The organism is Pseudomonas sp. NY15374 (genome assembly GCF_048068255.1).
GTDB lineage: Bacteria > Pseudomonadota > Gammaproteobacteria > Pseudomonadales > Pseudomonadaceae > Aquipseudomonas > Aquipseudomonas machongensis.
The window spans coordinates 227,654-243,730 of sequence record NZ_JBLUPZ010000005.1; the positions used below are offsets into that span (position 1 = coordinate 227,654).

A 16,077-nucleotide genomic window follows, 5' to 3' on the forward strand; every position below is an offset into this window, starting at 1 on the left:
ATTTCCGAATGCATCAACGTTGCCCGCCGTGAAGGGCCATGCTAGAAGTCAGGCTCGTCATTTGAAAACCGAATACCCTCATGTCCATCAGCGTAAAACCAAATAGGGCTCTGTTCGACCTCGACCTGTTGCGCGCCATCGTCGTGGTCGCCGATTGCGGCAGCTTCACCACGGCTGCAGCGCGCCTGCATTCGACCCAGTCGACCATCAGCCAGAAGGTGCGACGCCTCGAGGAGATGGTCGGCCATCGCCTGCTGGTGCGTGGCAATCGCGACGTGCTGCCCACCGACGCCGGGCAGACGCTGCTTGGCTATGCCAGGCACATGCTGGCGCTGAACGACCAGATGCTCGAGGCCCTGGCCGGGGCCATGGTTGGTGTGACCGTGCGCCTTGGCGTGCCCGAAGATTTCGTCGGCGGGCGAACCACCAATGCGCTGTCGGCGTTCAGCCGCCTGCACCCGCAGGTCAAGCTGGAAGTCACCAGCGGTCTGTGCCGCGACCTGAGCCAGGCCTACGACAATGGCGAACTCGACCTGGTGCTGCTCAAGCAGCGGCGCAACAGCCGCGAGGGCGTGTCCTGCTGGCCCGAGCGCCTGCAATGGATCGACAGCGTACGCATGCCGGCCTTCGAGCTTGACCCGGTACCCTTGGTCACCTTTCCGCCGCGCGGGCTGTACCGCGAAGACATGATCCATGCCATCGAAGGCATGGGCCGCCGTTGGCGAATCAGCTTCACCAGCTCCAGCCTGTCCGGGATCCAGGCCGCGGTGGCCGACGGCATGGGCGTGAGCCTGCTGCCGCCGCGTGCGGCCACCGCCGAGCACCGGGTGCTGGGGGCGGCGCAAGGTTTGCCGGAGGTGGACAGCTACGAGATTGTCATCGTCCACCGGCCAACGGCCGACGTGATGGTCAAGGCCCTGGCGCAGGTGCTGACCGAGCTGCTGGCCGGGGATGGCATCTGAAGGCTCCGATCAGCGTCAGACGGTTGACCACCTGCGCACCACTGCGTAGCCTTGCCGCTTCGAGGTTCTCCGGCGCTGCCGGAGCTAAGACGGGAACGCGGTACAAGCCGCGGCTGCCCCCGCAACTGTAAGCACTGAACAGGTTCGACATAGCCACTGCGCCCACGCGCGGGAAGGCGTCGCCCTGACGGCTGGACGTCGTGCAGTGCAAGCCAGGAGACCTGCCTCGCAACGTTTTCGACTTTCAACCGGGCGGGGTGATCCGGTGGCGAGCGAGTCCGGCCGGTCGGCCGCGGCTTTCGTCCCGCATGCCCGCACCATTGCTGCCAAGGGCATCGCCACATGAAAACACTGGCCAAACTTCCCGTCACCATCGTCACCGGCTTCCTCGGCTCGGGCAAGACCACCTTGCTTCGCCACATGCTCGACAACGCCCAGGGGCGACGCATCGCGGTCATCGTCAACGAGTTTGGCGAGTTGGGTATCGACGGCGAGATCCTCAAGCAGTGCAGCATCGGCTGCACCGAGGAAGAGGCCAACGGCCGCGTCTATGAGCTGGCCAACGGCTGCCTGTGCTGCACCGTGCAGGAAGAGTTCTTCCCGGTGATGCGTGAGCTGGTCGCCCGTCGCGGTGACCTGGACCACATTCTCATCGAGACCAGTGGCCTGGCCCTGCCCAAACCGCTGGTGCAAGCCTTCCAGTGGCCGGAAATCCGCAATGCCTGCACCGTCGATGCGGTGATCACCGTGGTCGACAGCCCGGCCGTGGCCGCCGGCACCTTCGCCGCCTACCCGGACCAGGTCGACGCCCAGCGCAAGCTGGACCCCAACCTGGACCACGAATCCCCGCTGCACGAGCTGTTCGCCGACCAGCTGGCCAGTGCCGATCTGGTGGTGCTGAACAAGGCTGACCTGATCGACGCCGAGGGCCTGGCCAAGGTCCGCGCCGAAGTCGCCGAAGAACTGCCGCCGGCCGTCAAGGTGATCGAGGCCAGCAGCGGTCGCCTGCCGCTGGATGTGTTGCTGGGCGTAGGGGCCGAGTCCGAAGTGCATATCGATGGCCGTCGCACCCACCACGATTCGCACCACGACGGCGACGATCATGACGATCATGATCATGACGCCTTCGACTCCATCTCCATCGACCTGCCTGAAGCGGACGAAAGCCTGCTGCTCGATGCCCTGACGCAACTGGTCACCGAGTTCGGCATCCTGCGTGCCAAAGGTTTTGCCGCGATCCCCGGCAAGCCGATGCGCCTGTTGATCCAAGGTGTGGGCACGCGCTTCGACAAGCACTTCGACCGCGCCTGGCGCAGCGACGAGCCGCGCATCACCCGTCTGGTGCTGATCGGTCAGGACCTCGACGCGGCACAGTTGGAAGCGCGCCTGCGCCAGGCCCTGGGCGCCTGATCCATGCACCTGCTGCGGACCCAACCCGGCGGCTTCGTGCCGGACGACAGCATTGCCGACCTTGGCCAGACGCCCGCCGAGCTGGTGATTCTCTGCAGCGGCGACTCTCACCTGGCACTGCTCGCCGAAACCGCCGAGCAGCTGCCGGACGACTTCCCCAGCCTGCGCCTGGCCAACCCCATGCAGGTGCAGAACCACGCCTCCGTCGACTTGTACATCGACGAGGTGTTGCGTCACGCCAAGGTGATCCTGGTGTCGCTGCACGGCGGTGTCGGCTACTGGCGCTATGGCGTAGAACAGTTGGTCGAACTCGCGGCGCGTGGCGTGCAGTTGATCCTGGTGCCCGGCGATGACCGCCCCGACCCTGAGCTGACGCAGTTGGGCACGGTGCCGACCGAGCAGGCCGAGCGGCTCTGGCACTACCTGCGCCAGGGCGGCAAGGCCAATGCGGTCAACCTGTTCAATTGCCTGGCCAGCCAGTGGCTGGGGCGCGACTATGCCTGGGACGAACCCCAGCCGCTGCCGCGCACCACGGTCTACCACCCTGGCAAGCCCAGTGCAGGGCTTGAAGACTGGTTCCCCGAGTGGCACCCGGAGCATCCGGTGGCGCCGATCCTGTTCTACCGCTCGCACCTGCAGGCCGCCAACACCGCGTTCATCGATGTGTTCTGCCAGCGCTTGCAGGCGGCAGGGCTGAACCCATTGCCGATCGCAGTCGCCAGCCTCAAGGAGTCGGCCTGTCTGGAACAGGTCGAGGCCTGGCTCGACGAGGTCGGCGCCGAGGTGGTGATCAACACCACAGGCTTCGCCTTGTCCAGCCCGGAGCGGCCCAACCTGCGCCCGCTGCGCCGCGACGTGCCGGTGTTGCAGGCGATCTGCGCCCAGGACAACCAGCCCGGCTGGGAAGCCAGCGAGCAGGGCCTGGGCGCGCGTGACCTGGCGATGCACATCGCCTTGCCGGAGCTGGACGGGCGCATCATCACCCGGCCGGTCAGCTTCAAGGACCTGGCCTGGCGCAGCGAGCGCAGCCAGTCCGATGTGGTCTGCTACAAGGCCCATCCCGGGCGCATGGATTTCGTCGCCGAACTGGCGCGGCGCTGGGTCGAGTTGGCGCGACTGCCCAATGCCCAGAAGCGTGTGGCGCTGGTTCTGGCCAACTATCCGACCCGCGACGGGCGTATCGGCAATGGCGTGGGGCTCGACACACCGGGCGCCGCGCTCAACATCCTGCATGCCCTGCAGGCTGAGGGCTACCCGGTTGCGGGCCTGCCGCAGACGGGCACGGCGCTGATCCACGAACTGCTCGGCGGCGTGACCAACGACCTGGACCACCTCGACCAGCGTCCCTGTGCCCAGAGCCTGTCCCTGGACGACTACCTGGCGGCTTTCGCCTGCCTGCCCGAGGCCAACCAGCAGGCAGTGCGCGAACGCTGGGGCTCGCCCGAGCAAGACCCGATGTTCCGCAACGGCCGGATGATGATCGCCGGTCTGCGCTACGGCCTGACCTTCGTCGGCATCCAGCCGGCCCGGGGCTACCAGGTAGACCCGAGCGCGGTGTATCACGACCCGGACCTGGTGCCGCCGCACGGCTACCTGGCGTTCCATTTCTGGTTGCGCAACGGCTTTGCCGCCGATGCGCTGATCCATGTCGGCAAGCACGGCAACCTGGAGTGGCTACCCGGCAAGGGTGTCGGACTGTCCGCCGAGTGCTGGCCGGATGCGCTGCTCGGCCCACTGCCGAACATCTACCCGTTCATCGTCAACGATCCCGGTGAAGGTGCCCAGGCCAAGCGCCGCACCCAGGCGGTGATCATCGATCACCTGATGCCGCCGCTGACCCGCGCCGAAACCTACGGGCCGCTGCGGCATCTGGAGCAGCTGGCCGACGAATATTACGAGGCGCAACTGCTCGACCCGCGCCGCGCCCGCGAGCTGCAGCGCGACATTCTCGAACTGGTCAAGGCCAACCATATCGACCGTGACCTGCAGCTCGAAGGGCAACTGGACGACGCGGCTGTCTGGCTGCCGCGCCTGGACACTTATTTATGCGACTTGAAAGAGTCGCAGATTCGCGATGGCTTGCATGTCTTTGGTCAGTCGCCGCAGGGGCGCCTGCGCAGCGATACGCTGCTGGCGCTGCTGCGGGTCGATCGTGGTGACGGCCGCGGTGGCAATGCCAGCCTGCTGCGCGCACTGGCACGTGCTCTGGAACTGGCGTTCGACCCGCTGGACTGCGACCTTGGCCAGGCTTGGCAAGGGCCGCGTCCCGAGCTGCTGCAGGCGCTGGATGCTGCGCTGTGGCGCACCCAGGGTGATACCCGTGAACGTCTGGAGATGCTCGCCCTGGCCCTGATCGAAGGGCGCCTGGCAGCACCCGATACCGCGCAATGGCAGGCGGTGCATGCCGTGCTGCAGGCACTCGCCGACGAAGTCGCGCCGAACCTGGATGCCTGTGGCGCCGCCGAGATCGACGGCCTGCTCGCGGCCCTGGCCGGGCGTTTTGTGCCGGCAGGCCCCAGCGGCGCACCCAGTCGCGGGCGTCTGGACGTGCTGCCCACCGGACGCAACTTCTATACCGTGGACGTGCGCAACCTGCCCACCACCACCGCCTGGCGCCTGGGCTTTGCCTCGGCCAGCCTGATCCTCGAGCGTCACCTGCAGGAGCATGGTGATCACCTGCGTCAGCTCGGGCTGTCGGTCTGGGGTACGGCGACCATGCGCACCGGCGGTGACGACATCGCCCAGGCCATGGCGCTGATGGGGGTGAGGCCGGTATGGGCCACCGGCAGCCAGCGGGTCGATGACTTCGAAATCCTGCCCCTGAGCCTGCTTGATCGCCCGCGGGTCGATGTAACCTTGCGCGTGTCGGGGTTCTTCCGCGATGCCTTCGGCAACCTGATCCGCCTGTTCGACGCGGCGGTACAGGCCGTGGCGGCGCTGGATGAGCCGGACGACCTCAATCCGCTGGCTGCCCGTGTGCGTGCCGAGCGCGCGGCGCTGCTGGCGCAGGGTGTCGATGCCGAGCAGGCCTCGCGCCAGGCGGGTTGGCGGGTGTTCGGCGCCAAGCCGGGTGCCTATGGCGCGGGTGTGCAGAACGCCATCGACGGACGCCTCTGGCAGGGGCGCGCCGACTTGGCCGAGGTCTACCTCAACCATGGCGGCTATGCCTATGGTGCTGCCGATGAAGGCACGCCGGCACGGGCCCAGTTCGCCCAGCGCCTGGGGCAGGTCCAGGCGGTGTTGCAGAACCAGGACAACCACGAGCACGACCTGCTCGACTCCAACGACTACTACCAGTTCCAGGGCGGCATGCTCGCAGCTGCCGAAACCCTGGCCGGCGCCACGGTCGCCAGCTACCACGGCGACCACAGCCAGGTCGATCGCCCGCGTATCCGCACCCTCAAGGAGGAGCTGAACCGGGTGATCCGCGCGCGTGCGCTGAACCCGAAATGGATCGACGGGGTCAAGCGTCACGGCTATAAAGGTGCCTTCGAACTGGCGGCGACGGTCGACAACCTGTTCGCCTTCGATGCCACCACTCACCTGATCGACGATCACCATTACCAGTCGCTGGCCGATGCCTACGTGCTCGATCCGGCGACCCGAGCATTCATGCGCGAGCATAACCCGCACGCCTTGCACGATCTGACCGAACGGTTGTTGGAAGCCCAGCAGCGCGGTCTGTGGCAGGCCCCGGGCGATTACCGCGAGGCCCTCGAGCAGCAGTTGCTCGACGGCGAGGAAGAGGCCTGAAATGACCGAACCCCTGCAGTTCCCCCTGGCCGCCGTGGTCGGTGCCGAAGACCTCAAGCTGGCGCTGTGCCTGACCGCCATCGACCCGAAGATCGGCGGTGTGCTGATCGAAGGTCCGCGTGGCATGGCCAAGAGCACCTTGGCCCGGGGCCTGGCCGATCTGCTCGGCGCAGGCCCCTTCGTGACCCTGCCGCTGGGCGCGACCGAAGAACGGCTGGTCGGTACTCTGGATCTTGATGCTGCGCTGGGGCAGGGCAAGGCACGCTTCTCGGCGGGCGTGCTGGCCCAGGCGGACGGTGGGGTGCTCTATGTGGATGAGGTCAACCTGCTGCCCGACCCGCTGGTGGACCTGCTGCTGGATGTGGCGGCCAGCGGCACCAACCGTGTCGAGCGCGACGGTATCTCGCACCGTCACGCCGCGCGTTTCGTGCTGATCGGCACCATGAATCCGGAAGAGGGCGAGCTGCGTCCGCAGTTGCTCGACCGTTTCGGCTTGAACATCGCCCTTGAAGGCACGCCTGAGCCGAACGACCGTCAGCAGATCATCCGCCGCCGCCTGGCATTCGACAGCGACCCCGAGGCCTTCTGCGCGCAGTGGGCAACGGCCCAGGCGCAGTTGCGCGACCGCTGCCAGCACGCACGTGAGCGCCTGCCGGCCATTGCCCTGGACGACCAGGCGCTGGCCTGGATCACCGAGCGTTGTTTCGCTGCGGGTGTCGATGGCCTGCGTGCCGACCTGGTCTGGTTGCGGGCGGCTCGCGCCCATGCCGCGTGGCGCGGTGCTGCGGCCATCGGCGAGGAAGATGTAGAGGCTGTGGCCGAATTTGCCTTGCGCCATCGCCGCCGTAGCGCAGAGCCGCCCACTGGCTCGAACACCCCACCTCAGGGCGGCCAGCAGTCGCAAGACCCGAGTGGACAAGGTGACTGGGGGGCAATGGAGGCACAACCGGTGAGCGCAGGTGCCCGGCGTGAGGTGCCGAACTGGGCAAAAAAGCCCTGAGCATCCGCGCACGAAGTGGTTCAGCGGCGGATGCCAGGCCCCGTGCCGGAAAACTGACAGGTGCCAGCCGTGGACGCGCCCGTGCAGCCGCTGATGGTCGGGTCGCCTGGCTGCCGACCCTGCTCAAGGGGCGGCCTCGCCGTGTCGAGGACCTGTGCTGGCAGCAACGCCGTGGGCAAGCGCCGGAACTGTGGTTGGTGATCGTCGATGCGTCGGCGTCAACCCGCCGCCACCAATCCCTTGCGCAAGCCAAGGGGCTGCTGGAGACCTTCTTCGACCAGGCCTACCGCCAGCGTGCGCGCCTGGCGTTGCTGACCGCCAGCGGCAGCACACCACAGTGGCAGCGTCATGGCCTGAAGGCGTCGGCTGCGCTTCAGCCCTGGCTGCGTGCGCTCGGGGCAGGAGGCGGCACGCCGTTGCTCGCGGCCCTGGAAGAGGCGCGCCAGTGGTTGCTGCGCCGTGGCAAAGCGCACCCCGGGGAGGTCCAGCGCTGCCTGGTGCTGACCGACGGGCGCCTGCAACGCTGGAAGCCTGTGCAGCCGATGCCCTGTGCCTGCGTGCTGGTCGATATCGAGACGGCGCCGGTGCGCCTGGGGCGGGCACGGCAACTCGCTGCGCAACTGCAGGCGGATTACCAGCATGTCGAGCAGTTCAACGTTGTTGAATAAAGTGGGCGCGCGACAATAAGTCGCACAAACTGAAAGTTGCCGAAGCGGCAGGGGGAAAGTTGCACAAGTGCGCGACAAGACGCGCACCTGTGCGTCGGCAAGTTATGCCTTGGGCATGGACCAGGGTTGCAGGTCGTAGCCTTTTTCGAACAGCTCGGCGCGGACTTCCTCGATCAGGCTGGCCCATTGTGCAGGGTCCGAATAGATGCGCGAGGATACCTGCTTGCTGCCGATGCGGGTGCTGGTCCGGTCGATCACTGCCAGGCTCAGTTCACCAGTACCGTTGGGTGCATCCCAGGCAACGCACTGGAAGGGTTCGAAGGCGTGGTCGGCGATCAGCAGTGCTTCGTTGACACGGAGCGGGGCATTCATGGTTCGGTCTCTCTTGTAGTCCCAAACAGCAAATGTGTGTCCGCGCGGGTAAAGAAATGAACGATTGCAGCGCGGGGTTATTGGTACTGATGCTCCGGGTCGTGGGTGAAGTCACATGGCAGTCGAAAATTTTTTTATAACGGTAAAAGTTATCCGTTGTATGTGCCGCCTGTGACGCCGGTTATTGGCAAAAATTCCAGGTTCGCTTTGTGTGACGGCATTTGGCAGACAAACGGTAGTGGGCACCGTCAGGTTCGTTGCTACTGTTAATTCGGGCGCCGCAACTTACTGTTTCTAATTAAAAAACTGAAAATTGGCGCCAAGGATAGGTCATGCTTGAACCTGCATCCCAACGCCGTCTGCTGATTGTCGACCCCTGCGACGATTGCCACCGTCTACTGCCGGGCCTGCGGGGCGCCGGTTGGGATGTGCGCAGTTGCACCCTGGGTGCTGCGCTCGAACATCCTTGTGACGTCGGCCTGTTGCGATTGCAGGCCTCGCACCTGCGTCACCAGGATGCCGTCAAGGATCTGATCAAGCGCAGCAATACCGAATGGATCGCCGTGCTCAGCGCCGAAGAGTTGCGCATGCAGAACGTCGGCGATTTCGTCTGTGAGTGGTTTTTTGACTTCCATACCCTGCCATTCGATGTTTCCCGGGTGCAGGTCACCCTCGGGCGGGCGTTCGGCATGGCGCGCCTGCGTGGCAAGGGGGCAGTGCGGGTCGATGAGCCCGAGCACGAACTGCTCGGCGAGAGCCGACCCATCCGCGAGTTACGCAAGCTGCTCGGCAAGCTGGCGCCGACCGAGTCGCCCGTACTGATCCGTGGCGAGAGCGGCACCGGCAAGGAGCTGGTGGCGCGTACGCTGCATCGTCAGTCGCAGCGGCATGACAAGCCCTTCATTGCGATCAATTGCGGGGCCATCCCCGAACATCTGATCCAGTCCGAGCTGTTTGGCCACGAGAAAGGCGCTTTTACCGGCGCGCATCAACGCAAGGTCGGGCGTATCGAGGCGGCGCACGGCGGTACGCTGTTCCTCGACGAGATTGGCGACCTGCCTCTGGAGTTGCAGGCCAATCTGCTGCGTTTTCTGCAGGAAAAGCACATCGAGCGCGTCGGCGGCAGCCAGCCGATTCCGGTGGATGCGCGGGTGCTGGCGGCGACCCACGTGGACCTGGAGCAGGCGATCGAGCGTGGCAGGTTTCGTGAAGACCTGTACTACCGGCTCAATGTTCTGCAAGTGGTGACTGCGCCTCTGCGCGACCGCCACGGTGACCTGTCGATGCTGGCCAGCCATTTCTCGCATTTCTACAGCCTGGAAACCGGGCGACGGCCGCGCTCGTTCAGCGACAATGCCCTGGCGGCCATGGGGCGCCACGAGTGGCCGGGCAACGTACGCGAACTGGCCAACCGTGTACGTCGCGGACTGGTGCTGGCCGAGGGACGGCAGATCGAGGCGCAGGATCTGGGGTTGCAGGTGCTGGAGGAAGCCGAGGCGCCGCTAGGGACGCTGGAGGACTACAAGCACCGGGCTGAACGCCAGGCGCTGTGCGATGTGCTCAACCGCCACAGTGACAACATGAGCATCGCGGCGAAGGTGCTGGGGGTTTCCCGACCGACCTTTTACCGCTTGCTGCACAAGCATCAGATCCGCTGAATCCTGCAGGAGCGGCGGTTCGGCGCTCCGACTTGCCCGCGAAAAAGACACCGCGATGCCTGGCACGGATCAAGCCCGCTTTTGATTCAACTCGACTGCGCGATGTGGCCGTCGTCCTGTATTTCCTCGATCACGTCCTCTTCTCCCGGCAGGGCGGTGATCACGCTGAAATCGCTGACTTCCACTTCACCCCCGCCATAGCCGAGCAGGTGGAAGGAGAACGCCTTGCGCTCGATGGGGTTGTCGAAGCCGAACTCCAGCTCCATCGGCTGGTCGGCCGTGACCAGGATCTCCTCGGGCAACCCCAGCGGTACGTCCTGTTCCTGCTGCTTGGCCTTGAGCTGGATGTGCGCCCGGTGGGCAGGGTCGAGCGAGCGCACCTTGACCCGCACGCGGGTGTGCGAGCCTTGGGGCATTTCCAGGTACTGCGCGCCGATCAGATTGTCGGCCCAGTCGTCACGAATGCGCTTGTGCAGAGGAATGGCCGACGGCCCGCCGAACTGGTAGCGCAGGTTCAACGGGGTTTGCAGCAACGACCCGTCCAGCACGCCGGCCAGCGCTGTGATCTGGCGCCCCAGTGGGGCTTCGCCGCGGCCGAGGAACTGCGCCTGGTCGGCGATGAATCCCTCGCTTGCGTAGCGTCGGCAGCGTTGCTGGAAGTCGCATTCGCTGAAGGTGCCGCGGCCATCGTGGTAACGCAGCATGCCGTTGGTGAAAGAGATCATTTCCCGGCCGCTGTCGTAGTCGCGGTAAAGCGAGCGACCGGCCAGGGCGGCGGGAATCGGCAGCGCGAAGTAGTCGAGTAGCGAAGTGGCCAGGTCGACATGGCCGTAGGTGCCGGGCTTGATCTTCGGCAACTGTGCCTGTTCGGGTGCGAGGGTGAGGTTGAAGCCCCAGGACGAGGCCAGGCGCACACCGTCGATGCCGTGGGACTCGTCCGAAGTGATGACCACCAGGGTGTCCTTGAGCACGCCCGGGCGTTCGAGGGCGTCGAGGAACGCGCCCAGGGCGTCGTCCAGGTAGGCGACCGCCGCCTGTTTGGCGCTGTCGTAGCGTTGCAGGTAATCGTCTGGTGCGGAGTAGGGCTGGTGGGTGCCGACCGTGAGCAGGGTCAGCATCCACGGCTGGCGCTGTTTGCGCAGCTCACCGACATAGCCCAGCGCGCCCTCGAAGAAGGCCTTGTCGTCCTTGCCCCAGGGGAACTCGAGGTAGTTGTCGTTGCGGAACCACTCAAGGCCGTGCACCGAGTCGAAGCCGATGTGCGGCATGATTCGGTCCTTGGCCATGAAGCGCAGGCCGGCGCCCTGCAGGTAGTGGGTGCTGAAGCCGGCCTGGCGCAGTTGTGCGGGCAGGCAGGCCTGGTTGCGCAGGTCCTGGGTCAGCAGCTCGACACCCTTGGGCGTGCCGTTGGCGAGCTTGTCGTAATCGCCGCAGAGCATGGCGTACAGGCCACGAATGGTCTGATGGGTGTGCAGGACATAATCGGGGGTGTTCATGCCGCGTTCGGCCCAGCGGCTGAGGTTGGGCATCAGGTCGTCATCGAAACGGCTGTGCAGGGCTTGCCGGTTGGCGCGCACATAGGCGCCGGGGATCCCTTCGAGGGTAATGACCAGCAGGTTGCGTGCGCTGCCGGGGGCTTCGAACAGCCTGCGGCCGTCGAGGTCGGCCTGGGTCAGGCCGGCGCTGGGCAGCGGTGTGACCGTCAGGTCGTGGCCCAGCCAGACCTGTGCCTTGAGTTGCAGGTCGCTGGTGCCTGCCGAGAGCAGTTGATGGGAGAGATTGTACTGACGCCACTGGTCGGCATCGGAAGGTATCAGGTGCTCGCTGCCCCAGTGCGCGGCGAGCAGTACTGCAGGGGCGGCCCAGGCCGCACGTGGCAACGCCGGGGCGGATTGGCCGCGCTGCAGCCAGCGGGTCAGCAGCCAGACGAAAAGGGCGGCACCGAGTGTCCAGGGCAGCCAGGGGTGAGCAAGGGCTCCGCCGGTGGAGTTTTCCATGAACTGTGGGTCGAACAGATAGCCCAGATCGCTGCTGTTCGGCAGGCGCCCGACCGCACTGACCAGCTCGGCCGAAGCCACCAGCAGCCCACCCCAGGCCAGCAGCACCGGCAGCGCCAGCCACCAGGGGCTGCGCTGCAACAGCAGTACCAGCAGGATGCCGATCGCCAGGTCCGACAGGTACCCCAGCGGATCGGACCAACCCAGCAGTGCGCGGGCAGCCAGGGGGATCACCACGACCAGCACTGCCAGGGTGGCGAGCCGAGCGCGGGGATGGCCAAGCATGTTTTTCACGAAACGTCCTTCCTTGCCATGAAACAGTCACAAAAATGTGATGCATCATAACAGCCCCCTCACGGGAAGGCCGGACGCGACAAGGTTGGTTACCAATTGAAGTGCAGGGGCGCGAGGCGCCCCCGGGCTGGATGGATCAGAAGTAGTAGGGGAATTTCAGGCTGAAGGTGAAGTCCGGTGCATCGTCGGTCAGGCCGATCGACAGGTTTGGCACGATGGTCAGGTTGTCGGTGGCCGCGAGGGTCATGCCGACGTTGAAGTAGGCGGCATTGGCATCGCTGCTCTTGACGTCGGCCCAGCTGTCGCCGGTTTCCGCGGACTTGATCCGCGAACGCCGGGCGATCAGGTCCGAGACCGAGAACGACATCGACATCTTCTCGTTGAGGGCGAAGGCCACGCCTGCACCGATCTGGAAGCTGTCGCCGATCTTCACCTTGCCCGGTACTTTCTGGTTGATCGTCGAGCTGACGTCGCTGAACGAATCCTCGAAGGTGTGGGTGTACGACAGGCTGCCGAACAGCACTGCCGGGTCGAAGGTCTTGACCAGCGAGATACCTGGGGTGATCGACCAGACACCGTTGCCGGTGGGCAGGTCTTCTGGGTAGCTGAGGCTGTCGTTCTCGGTGTCGCGCAGCAGCTTGATACCGAACGGATCCTTGCCGGTCGGTGCCTTGACCCGCACGCTGAACACCGCATCCGGGCTGTTCTCCGACTCGTCGAGGAACTTGTAGGCCACGCCGAAGTTGACGTCGCCAAGGGTTGGGTCGCGGGTGATGGTGCGTTCGGAAATACCCTGGGCGTTACCGCCGACACCCCCGGACTGGTAGGTCGACTCGCGGTAGACGATCGGCACGTTTACGTCGAACTGCCAGCGGTTGTCGAGGTTGTAGCGCGCGGTGAGGTCGAGCGTCCAGTTGTCGGCCTTGATCCGGTCCAGGTTGATATTGCCCAGGAAGATCGAGTCCAGCGCCAGGAAGCCGTTGAGGATCAGTTGGCGGGTGTCGTAGCGGGCATAGGTAATGCCGGTCTCGACGCTGAACTTGCCGCCACCGAAGAAGCCACTGGCTTCGTCGTAGAGGTTGGACACACTCTGCGCCGGCTCCGAATCATCCCTGAGCGACTCGCCATAGGATGAACCGCTGCCGCCGGATGCGGCGATCGCCTGGTTGTTGCGCGGCTCGGAGGCCGGCGAGCGGGTCAGGCGCTTGGGGGGTGGGGCGGCGGGTTGCTCTTCGACCTGGCGAACGCGCTGTTCGAGCACCATCAGCGCCTGTTGCTGCGCTTCGTAGCGCTGCTTGAGCGCAGCCAGTTCGGCTTTCAGCGCGTCTACCTGAGGGTCACTGGCTGCGTAGAGCAGTGACGAAGGTACCAAGGTCCCCAGGCAGACAACTGCCCCCAACGACAACGATCGATGCATAAGTTAGCCGTCCCTTCCAACTGCGATGATTGAGACGAAGCGTAGATCAATATCCTGAAACACGAAGGCCCTTGAGTTGATCAAGATTGCAGTTCAGCGCACCTGCCGAAGGCAGGTTGTCGCGCAGCACCACATTGAGCTGTGTCAGGTTGCTGACCGCGTTGCTGCCGCCCAGCAAGGTGGTGGCCTGGAGCAGCCCACCATCGGCCAGGCGTTGCAGGCTTTGCCCTTGATTGTTGTTGGCCTGGATGGCCATCTGGATCCCGCTGCCACTGTTCGAAACGCTGAGCGTGCCGGCGTTGTTGCTGGTGCTGAGGGTGGTGCCTGCGGCCAGGACCTGGCCTTGCGGTACGCCGGCATCAGCGACCTGGCTGGCCTCGCGAACATTGATGGAGACATCGTTATAGGCGCTGTTGTTGTCGCCGGCCGCACGCACCGACTGGGTCACGCCCTGGGTAGTGTTGACCAGGCCTGCGCCGCCGTTGACCAGGCCATTGCCGCGGCCAGGGGCGTTGCCCGAGCCGTTCTCGCCGGTCATCGACACGTAGAACTGTGGTTTGATCACGTTCTGCTGGACCTGCAGGGTCGTCGTGGCGCCGATGCGATCACCGGCGGCGTTCTGCCAGGTGCTGCTCATGACGACACCGAAACTGATGATCCTTCCCGGCATCACGTACTTCCCACGCAGTTGGGCAAGCTCCTGGTCCTTGACCTCAATGGGCTTGAACACCTGTGCGTGGGCGGGGAGGCTGGCAGCCAGGCATGCTGCGACCAGCCAGGTGGTAGTCTTCATCGCTGCTCCCCGGGACTTCGTGCCCCTTGTAATCGTCAGAAGAAATCGCTCTGGATGAAACCGAACTCCATCAGTTGCGCGTCTTCTACCGGATAGAAACCGTTGACGCGGTTCTTCGCGGTCAGAGGTGCCGGCGGGTCGAGCAGGGCGTTGGCCTTGTCGTAGCCGGGGCCGATGACGGCGAAGATGATGCCGTTCCAGCCTTTGAGGAAATCATCGAATTTGTAGCGTTTGTGGCCCAGGACAGGGTCGCCGATATAGGCCCAGCCCTTGTCGATGCGCTGCAGCACCACGAAGTGCTTGTAGCCACGGATGTCCATCAGCACGATCACCGGAATGCTCACCTTTTCCAGGGTGTCGGGTTCGACCCGATAGCCCCGGGCGCGCATGCCGATGCTTTCGACGTAGCGCTTCATGTCGAGCATGGAGAAACCCTGCACCTTGACGGTGTCCTGGTCGGAATGGGCGAGCATGCCTTCGATGACCTGGTGTTCGTCCACGTCGAGCCAGTAGGCCTGCTTGAGGACGGTGGCCAGGGCGGCGGCGCCGCAGCTGAAATCGGTCTTCTGTTGCACAAGGTCGGCGAAGCGCCGCTCACGCAGGCTCTGCATCGGCTTGTAGACGAGGGTGCCGCCTGGCAAGGCGGCAATCGGCATCTGTGCCGCTTCTACGAGACCGGCCAGGAACATGAGTGTGGCAAGCAGGACAATGCGCATGACATTCTCCACCGGGTAGAGACAGGGAAAGGGGCCCCGAAGGGCCCCGATCGGCTGCTGTTACATGCAGGCTTTGCAACCTGCGGCGATGGACAGCGAGTTGGTCTGCTGGTTGCCGCTGCCGGCCGAGACGTTGGCGCCAACGTTGCCCGACACGCCATTGAGCGAGTTGCTCAGGTTGGCGTTGTTGGTCACAGGGTTGCGCCAGCCGGTGGGGGTCAGGACCTGATAGGAGGCAACGCCGGCCAGGCCGAAGGTGCCTTCTTCGTGGAACTTCAGCGGGTCCTTGTCGACATGGGTGTTGCCATGGCGATCGCGGCTGCTTTCGTCTTCGACGTAGCCGTAGCCATTGCCTTGGTAGTGGCCGTAGGCAGCGAAGGTGGAGGTGAGGGTTTCCTTGCTGTAGGTACGGTCGGCCTTGTTGGTGACGTTCAGGCCGCCGACGTTCTGGTTGGCTGCACCGGTGGCGGCAGCGACACGGCCGCCGGACACGGCGATGGCCATGTTGTTTTTCTGTTGGTTGAAGTCCCCGGCGGTCACGTTGATACCGATGTTGCCGGAGCTGCCGTTGGCCGAACCGGTGAGGTTGGCGTTGTTGGAGGTGGAGTAGTTCTTGACGGTGTTGCCACTGTTGGTCTGAGTGGCTTGAGCCATGGCCACGGCACTGCCGAAGATGAAGTTCTCATCGGCGGTGGCGATCGCGGCAACGTTGTCCTGCTGGTTGCCGTCGCCGGCTGCGACGTTGGCGCCCAGGTTGCCTTGGGAACCGTTGGCCGAGTTGTCCATGCGGGCATCGTTGCGGGTGCCTTGGTTCAGCACACGGTTGCCGGAGTTGTTCTGGGTGTCCAGAACGGTGGCGGCAGAACCGGCGTTCACCAGCAGGGACAGCAGCAGGCTTTCGTTGTTGTTATGGCCGTTGTTGTGGCCGCCGTGGTTGTCGTTGCCACGGCCGCCGGCTTGTGCAGCAACTGCCATGACCGCAGCGAGGGCGAATACCAGAGGCTTGAGTGCCATTTTTGGTTTCATGGTGTTTCTCC

At 64.9% G+C, this 16,077-nt stretch carries 12 protein-coding genes and 1 riboswitch; of the genes, 6 read left to right on the forward strand and 6 right to left on the reverse strand.

Features of this window, described 5'->3' with window-relative positions:
- Positions 1-80 precede the first annotated feature (80 nt).
- The 5 genes from ACNFHO_RS13555 (at position 81) to ACNFHO_RS13575 (ending at position 7,793) form a co-directional block, all read left to right on the forward strand.
- Positions 81-962: a LysR substrate-binding domain-containing protein gene (locus tag ACNFHO_RS13555; RefSeq protein ID WP_054893919.1), complete on the forward strand. Its 882-nt coding sequence runs from the start codon at positions 81-83 to the stop codon at positions 960-962.
- 45 nt (positions 963-1,007) lie between these two features.
- Positions 1,008-1,206: riboswitch (cobalamin riboswitch) on the forward strand.
- A gap of 98 nt (positions 1,207-1,304) precedes the next feature.
- A complete protein-coding gene (cobW, locus tag ACNFHO_RS13560; protein ID WP_054893920.1) occupies positions 1,305-2,372 on the forward strand; it encodes a cobalamin biosynthesis protein CobW in 1,068 nt (355 codons plus the stop codon).
- A 3-nt stretch (positions 2,373-2,375) separates the two neighbouring features.
- The gene (gene cobN, locus ACNFHO_RS13565; protein WP_416766649.1) at positions 2,376-6,125 is read left to right on the forward strand and encodes a cobaltochelatase subunit CobN; all 3,750 of its coding nucleotides are present in this window, start codon (positions 2,376-2,378) and stop codon (positions 6,123-6,125) included.
- 1 nt (position 6,126) lies between these two features.
- Positions 6,127-7,125: an ATP-binding protein gene (locus ACNFHO_RS13570; protein ID WP_063544470.1), complete on the forward strand. Its 999-nt coding sequence runs from the start codon at positions 6,127-6,129 to the stop codon at positions 7,123-7,125.
- Between the two features lie 53 nt (positions 7,126-7,178).
- Positions 7,179-7,793 carry a vWA domain-containing protein gene (locus ACNFHO_RS13575; RefSeq protein ID WP_054893923.1) on the forward strand — a complete coding sequence of 205 codons (615 nt, stop codon included), beginning with the start codon at positions 7,179-7,181 and terminating at the stop codon, positions 7,791-7,793.
- Between the two features lie 102 nt (positions 7,794-7,895).
- Here ACNFHO_RS13575 and ACNFHO_RS13580 read toward each other — a convergent pair whose 3' ends face one another.
- Complete coding sequence (locus tag ACNFHO_RS13580; RefSeq protein ID WP_054893924.1) at positions 7,896-8,165, reverse strand: hypothetical protein; 270 nt, start codon at positions 8,163-8,165, stop codon at positions 7,896-7,898.
- Positions 8,166-8,497: 332 nt separating this feature from the next.
- On the opposite strand from ACNFHO_RS13580, the gene ACNFHO_RS13585 reads away from it, so the two are divergent.
- Entirely contained in the window at positions 8,498-9,823 is a 1,326-nt protein-coding gene (locus ACNFHO_RS13585; RefSeq protein WP_054893925.1) for a sigma-54 dependent transcriptional regulator, read from the forward strand.
- A gap of 86 nt (positions 9,824-9,909) precedes the next feature.
- Here the strand turns inward: ACNFHO_RS13585 and ACNFHO_RS13590 are convergent, their stop codons facing one another.
- From ACNFHO_RS13590 to ACNFHO_RS13610, 5 genes are all read right to left on the reverse strand, one after another.
- The gene (locus ACNFHO_RS13590; RefSeq protein WP_416766693.1) at positions 9,910-12,105 is read right to left on the reverse strand and encodes an LTA synthase family protein; all 2,196 of its coding nucleotides are present in this window, start codon (positions 12,103-12,105) and stop codon (positions 9,910-9,912) included.
- 145 nt (positions 12,106-12,250) lie between these two features.
- Positions 12,251-13,531: a transporter gene (locus ACNFHO_RS13595; RefSeq protein ID WP_112898008.1), complete on the reverse strand. Its 1,281-nt coding sequence runs from the start codon at positions 13,529-13,531 to the stop codon at positions 12,251-12,253.
- 46 nt (positions 13,532-13,577) lie between these two features.
- Positions 13,578-14,324, reverse strand: a complete 747-nt coding sequence (locus tag ACNFHO_RS13600; RefSeq protein ID WP_416766650.1) for a hypothetical protein — start codon at positions 14,322-14,324, stop codon at positions 13,578-13,580.
- Positions 14,325-14,359: 35 nt separating this feature from the next.
- The gene (locus ACNFHO_RS13605; RefSeq protein WP_416766651.1) at positions 14,360-15,040 is read right to left on the reverse strand and encodes a C39 family peptidase; all 681 of its coding nucleotides are present in this window, start codon (positions 15,038-15,040) and stop codon (positions 14,360-14,362) included.
- Between the two features lie 60 nt (positions 15,041-15,100).
- On the reverse strand, positions 15,101-16,066 hold the full coding sequence (locus ACNFHO_RS13610; RefSeq protein WP_054893930.1) for a hypothetical protein: 966 nt from the start codon (positions 16,064-16,066) through the stop codon (positions 15,101-15,103).
- Positions 16,067-16,077 lie beyond the last annotated feature (11 nt).

What these genes read in the sequence shown, in the direction of transcription:
- ACNFHO_RS13570 (WP_063544470.1), top strand. Translation starts at nt 6,127, where the DNA reads ATGACCGAACCCCTGCAGTTCCCCCTGGCCGCCGTGGTCGGTGCCGAA.
- cobW (WP_054893920.1), top strand. Translation starts at nt 1,305, where the DNA reads ATGAAAACACTGGCCAAACTTCCCGTCACCATCGTCACCGGCTTCCTC.
- ACNFHO_RS13600 (WP_416766650.1), bottom strand. Translation starts at nt 14,324, where the DNA reads ATGAAGACTACCACCTGGCTGGTCGCAGCATGCCTGGCTGCCAGCCTC.
- cobN (WP_416766649.1), top strand. Translation starts at nt 2,376, where the DNA reads ATGCACCTGCTGCGGACCCAACCCGGCGGCTTCGTGCCGGACGACAGC.
- ACNFHO_RS13605 (WP_416766651.1), bottom strand. Translation starts at nt 15,040, where the DNA reads ATGCGCATTGTCCTGCTTGCCACACTCATGTTCCTGGCCGGTCTCGTA.
- ACNFHO_RS13590 (WP_416766693.1), bottom strand. Translation starts at nt 12,105, where the DNA reads ATGCTTGGCCATCCCCGCGCTCGGCTCGCCACCCTGGCAGTGCTGGTC.
- ACNFHO_RS13585 (WP_054893925.1), top strand. Translation starts at nt 8,498, where the DNA reads ATGCTTGAACCTGCATCCCAACGCCGTCTGCTGATTGTCGACCCCTGC.
- ACNFHO_RS13555 (WP_054893919.1), top strand. Translation starts at nt 81, where the DNA reads ATGTCCATCAGCGTAAAACCAAATAGGGCTCTGTTCGACCTCGACCTG.
- ACNFHO_RS13580 (WP_054893924.1), bottom strand. Translation starts at nt 8,165, where the DNA reads ATGAATGCCCCGCTCCGTGTCAACGAAGCACTGCTGATCGCCGACCAC.
- ACNFHO_RS13610 (WP_054893930.1), bottom strand. Translation starts at nt 16,066, where the DNA reads ATGAAACCAAAAATGGCACTCAAGCCTCTGGTATTCGCCCTCGCTGCG.
- ACNFHO_RS13595 (WP_112898008.1), bottom strand. Translation starts at nt 13,531, where the DNA reads ATGCATCGATCGTTGTCGTTGGGGGCAGTTGTCTGCCTGGGGACCTTG.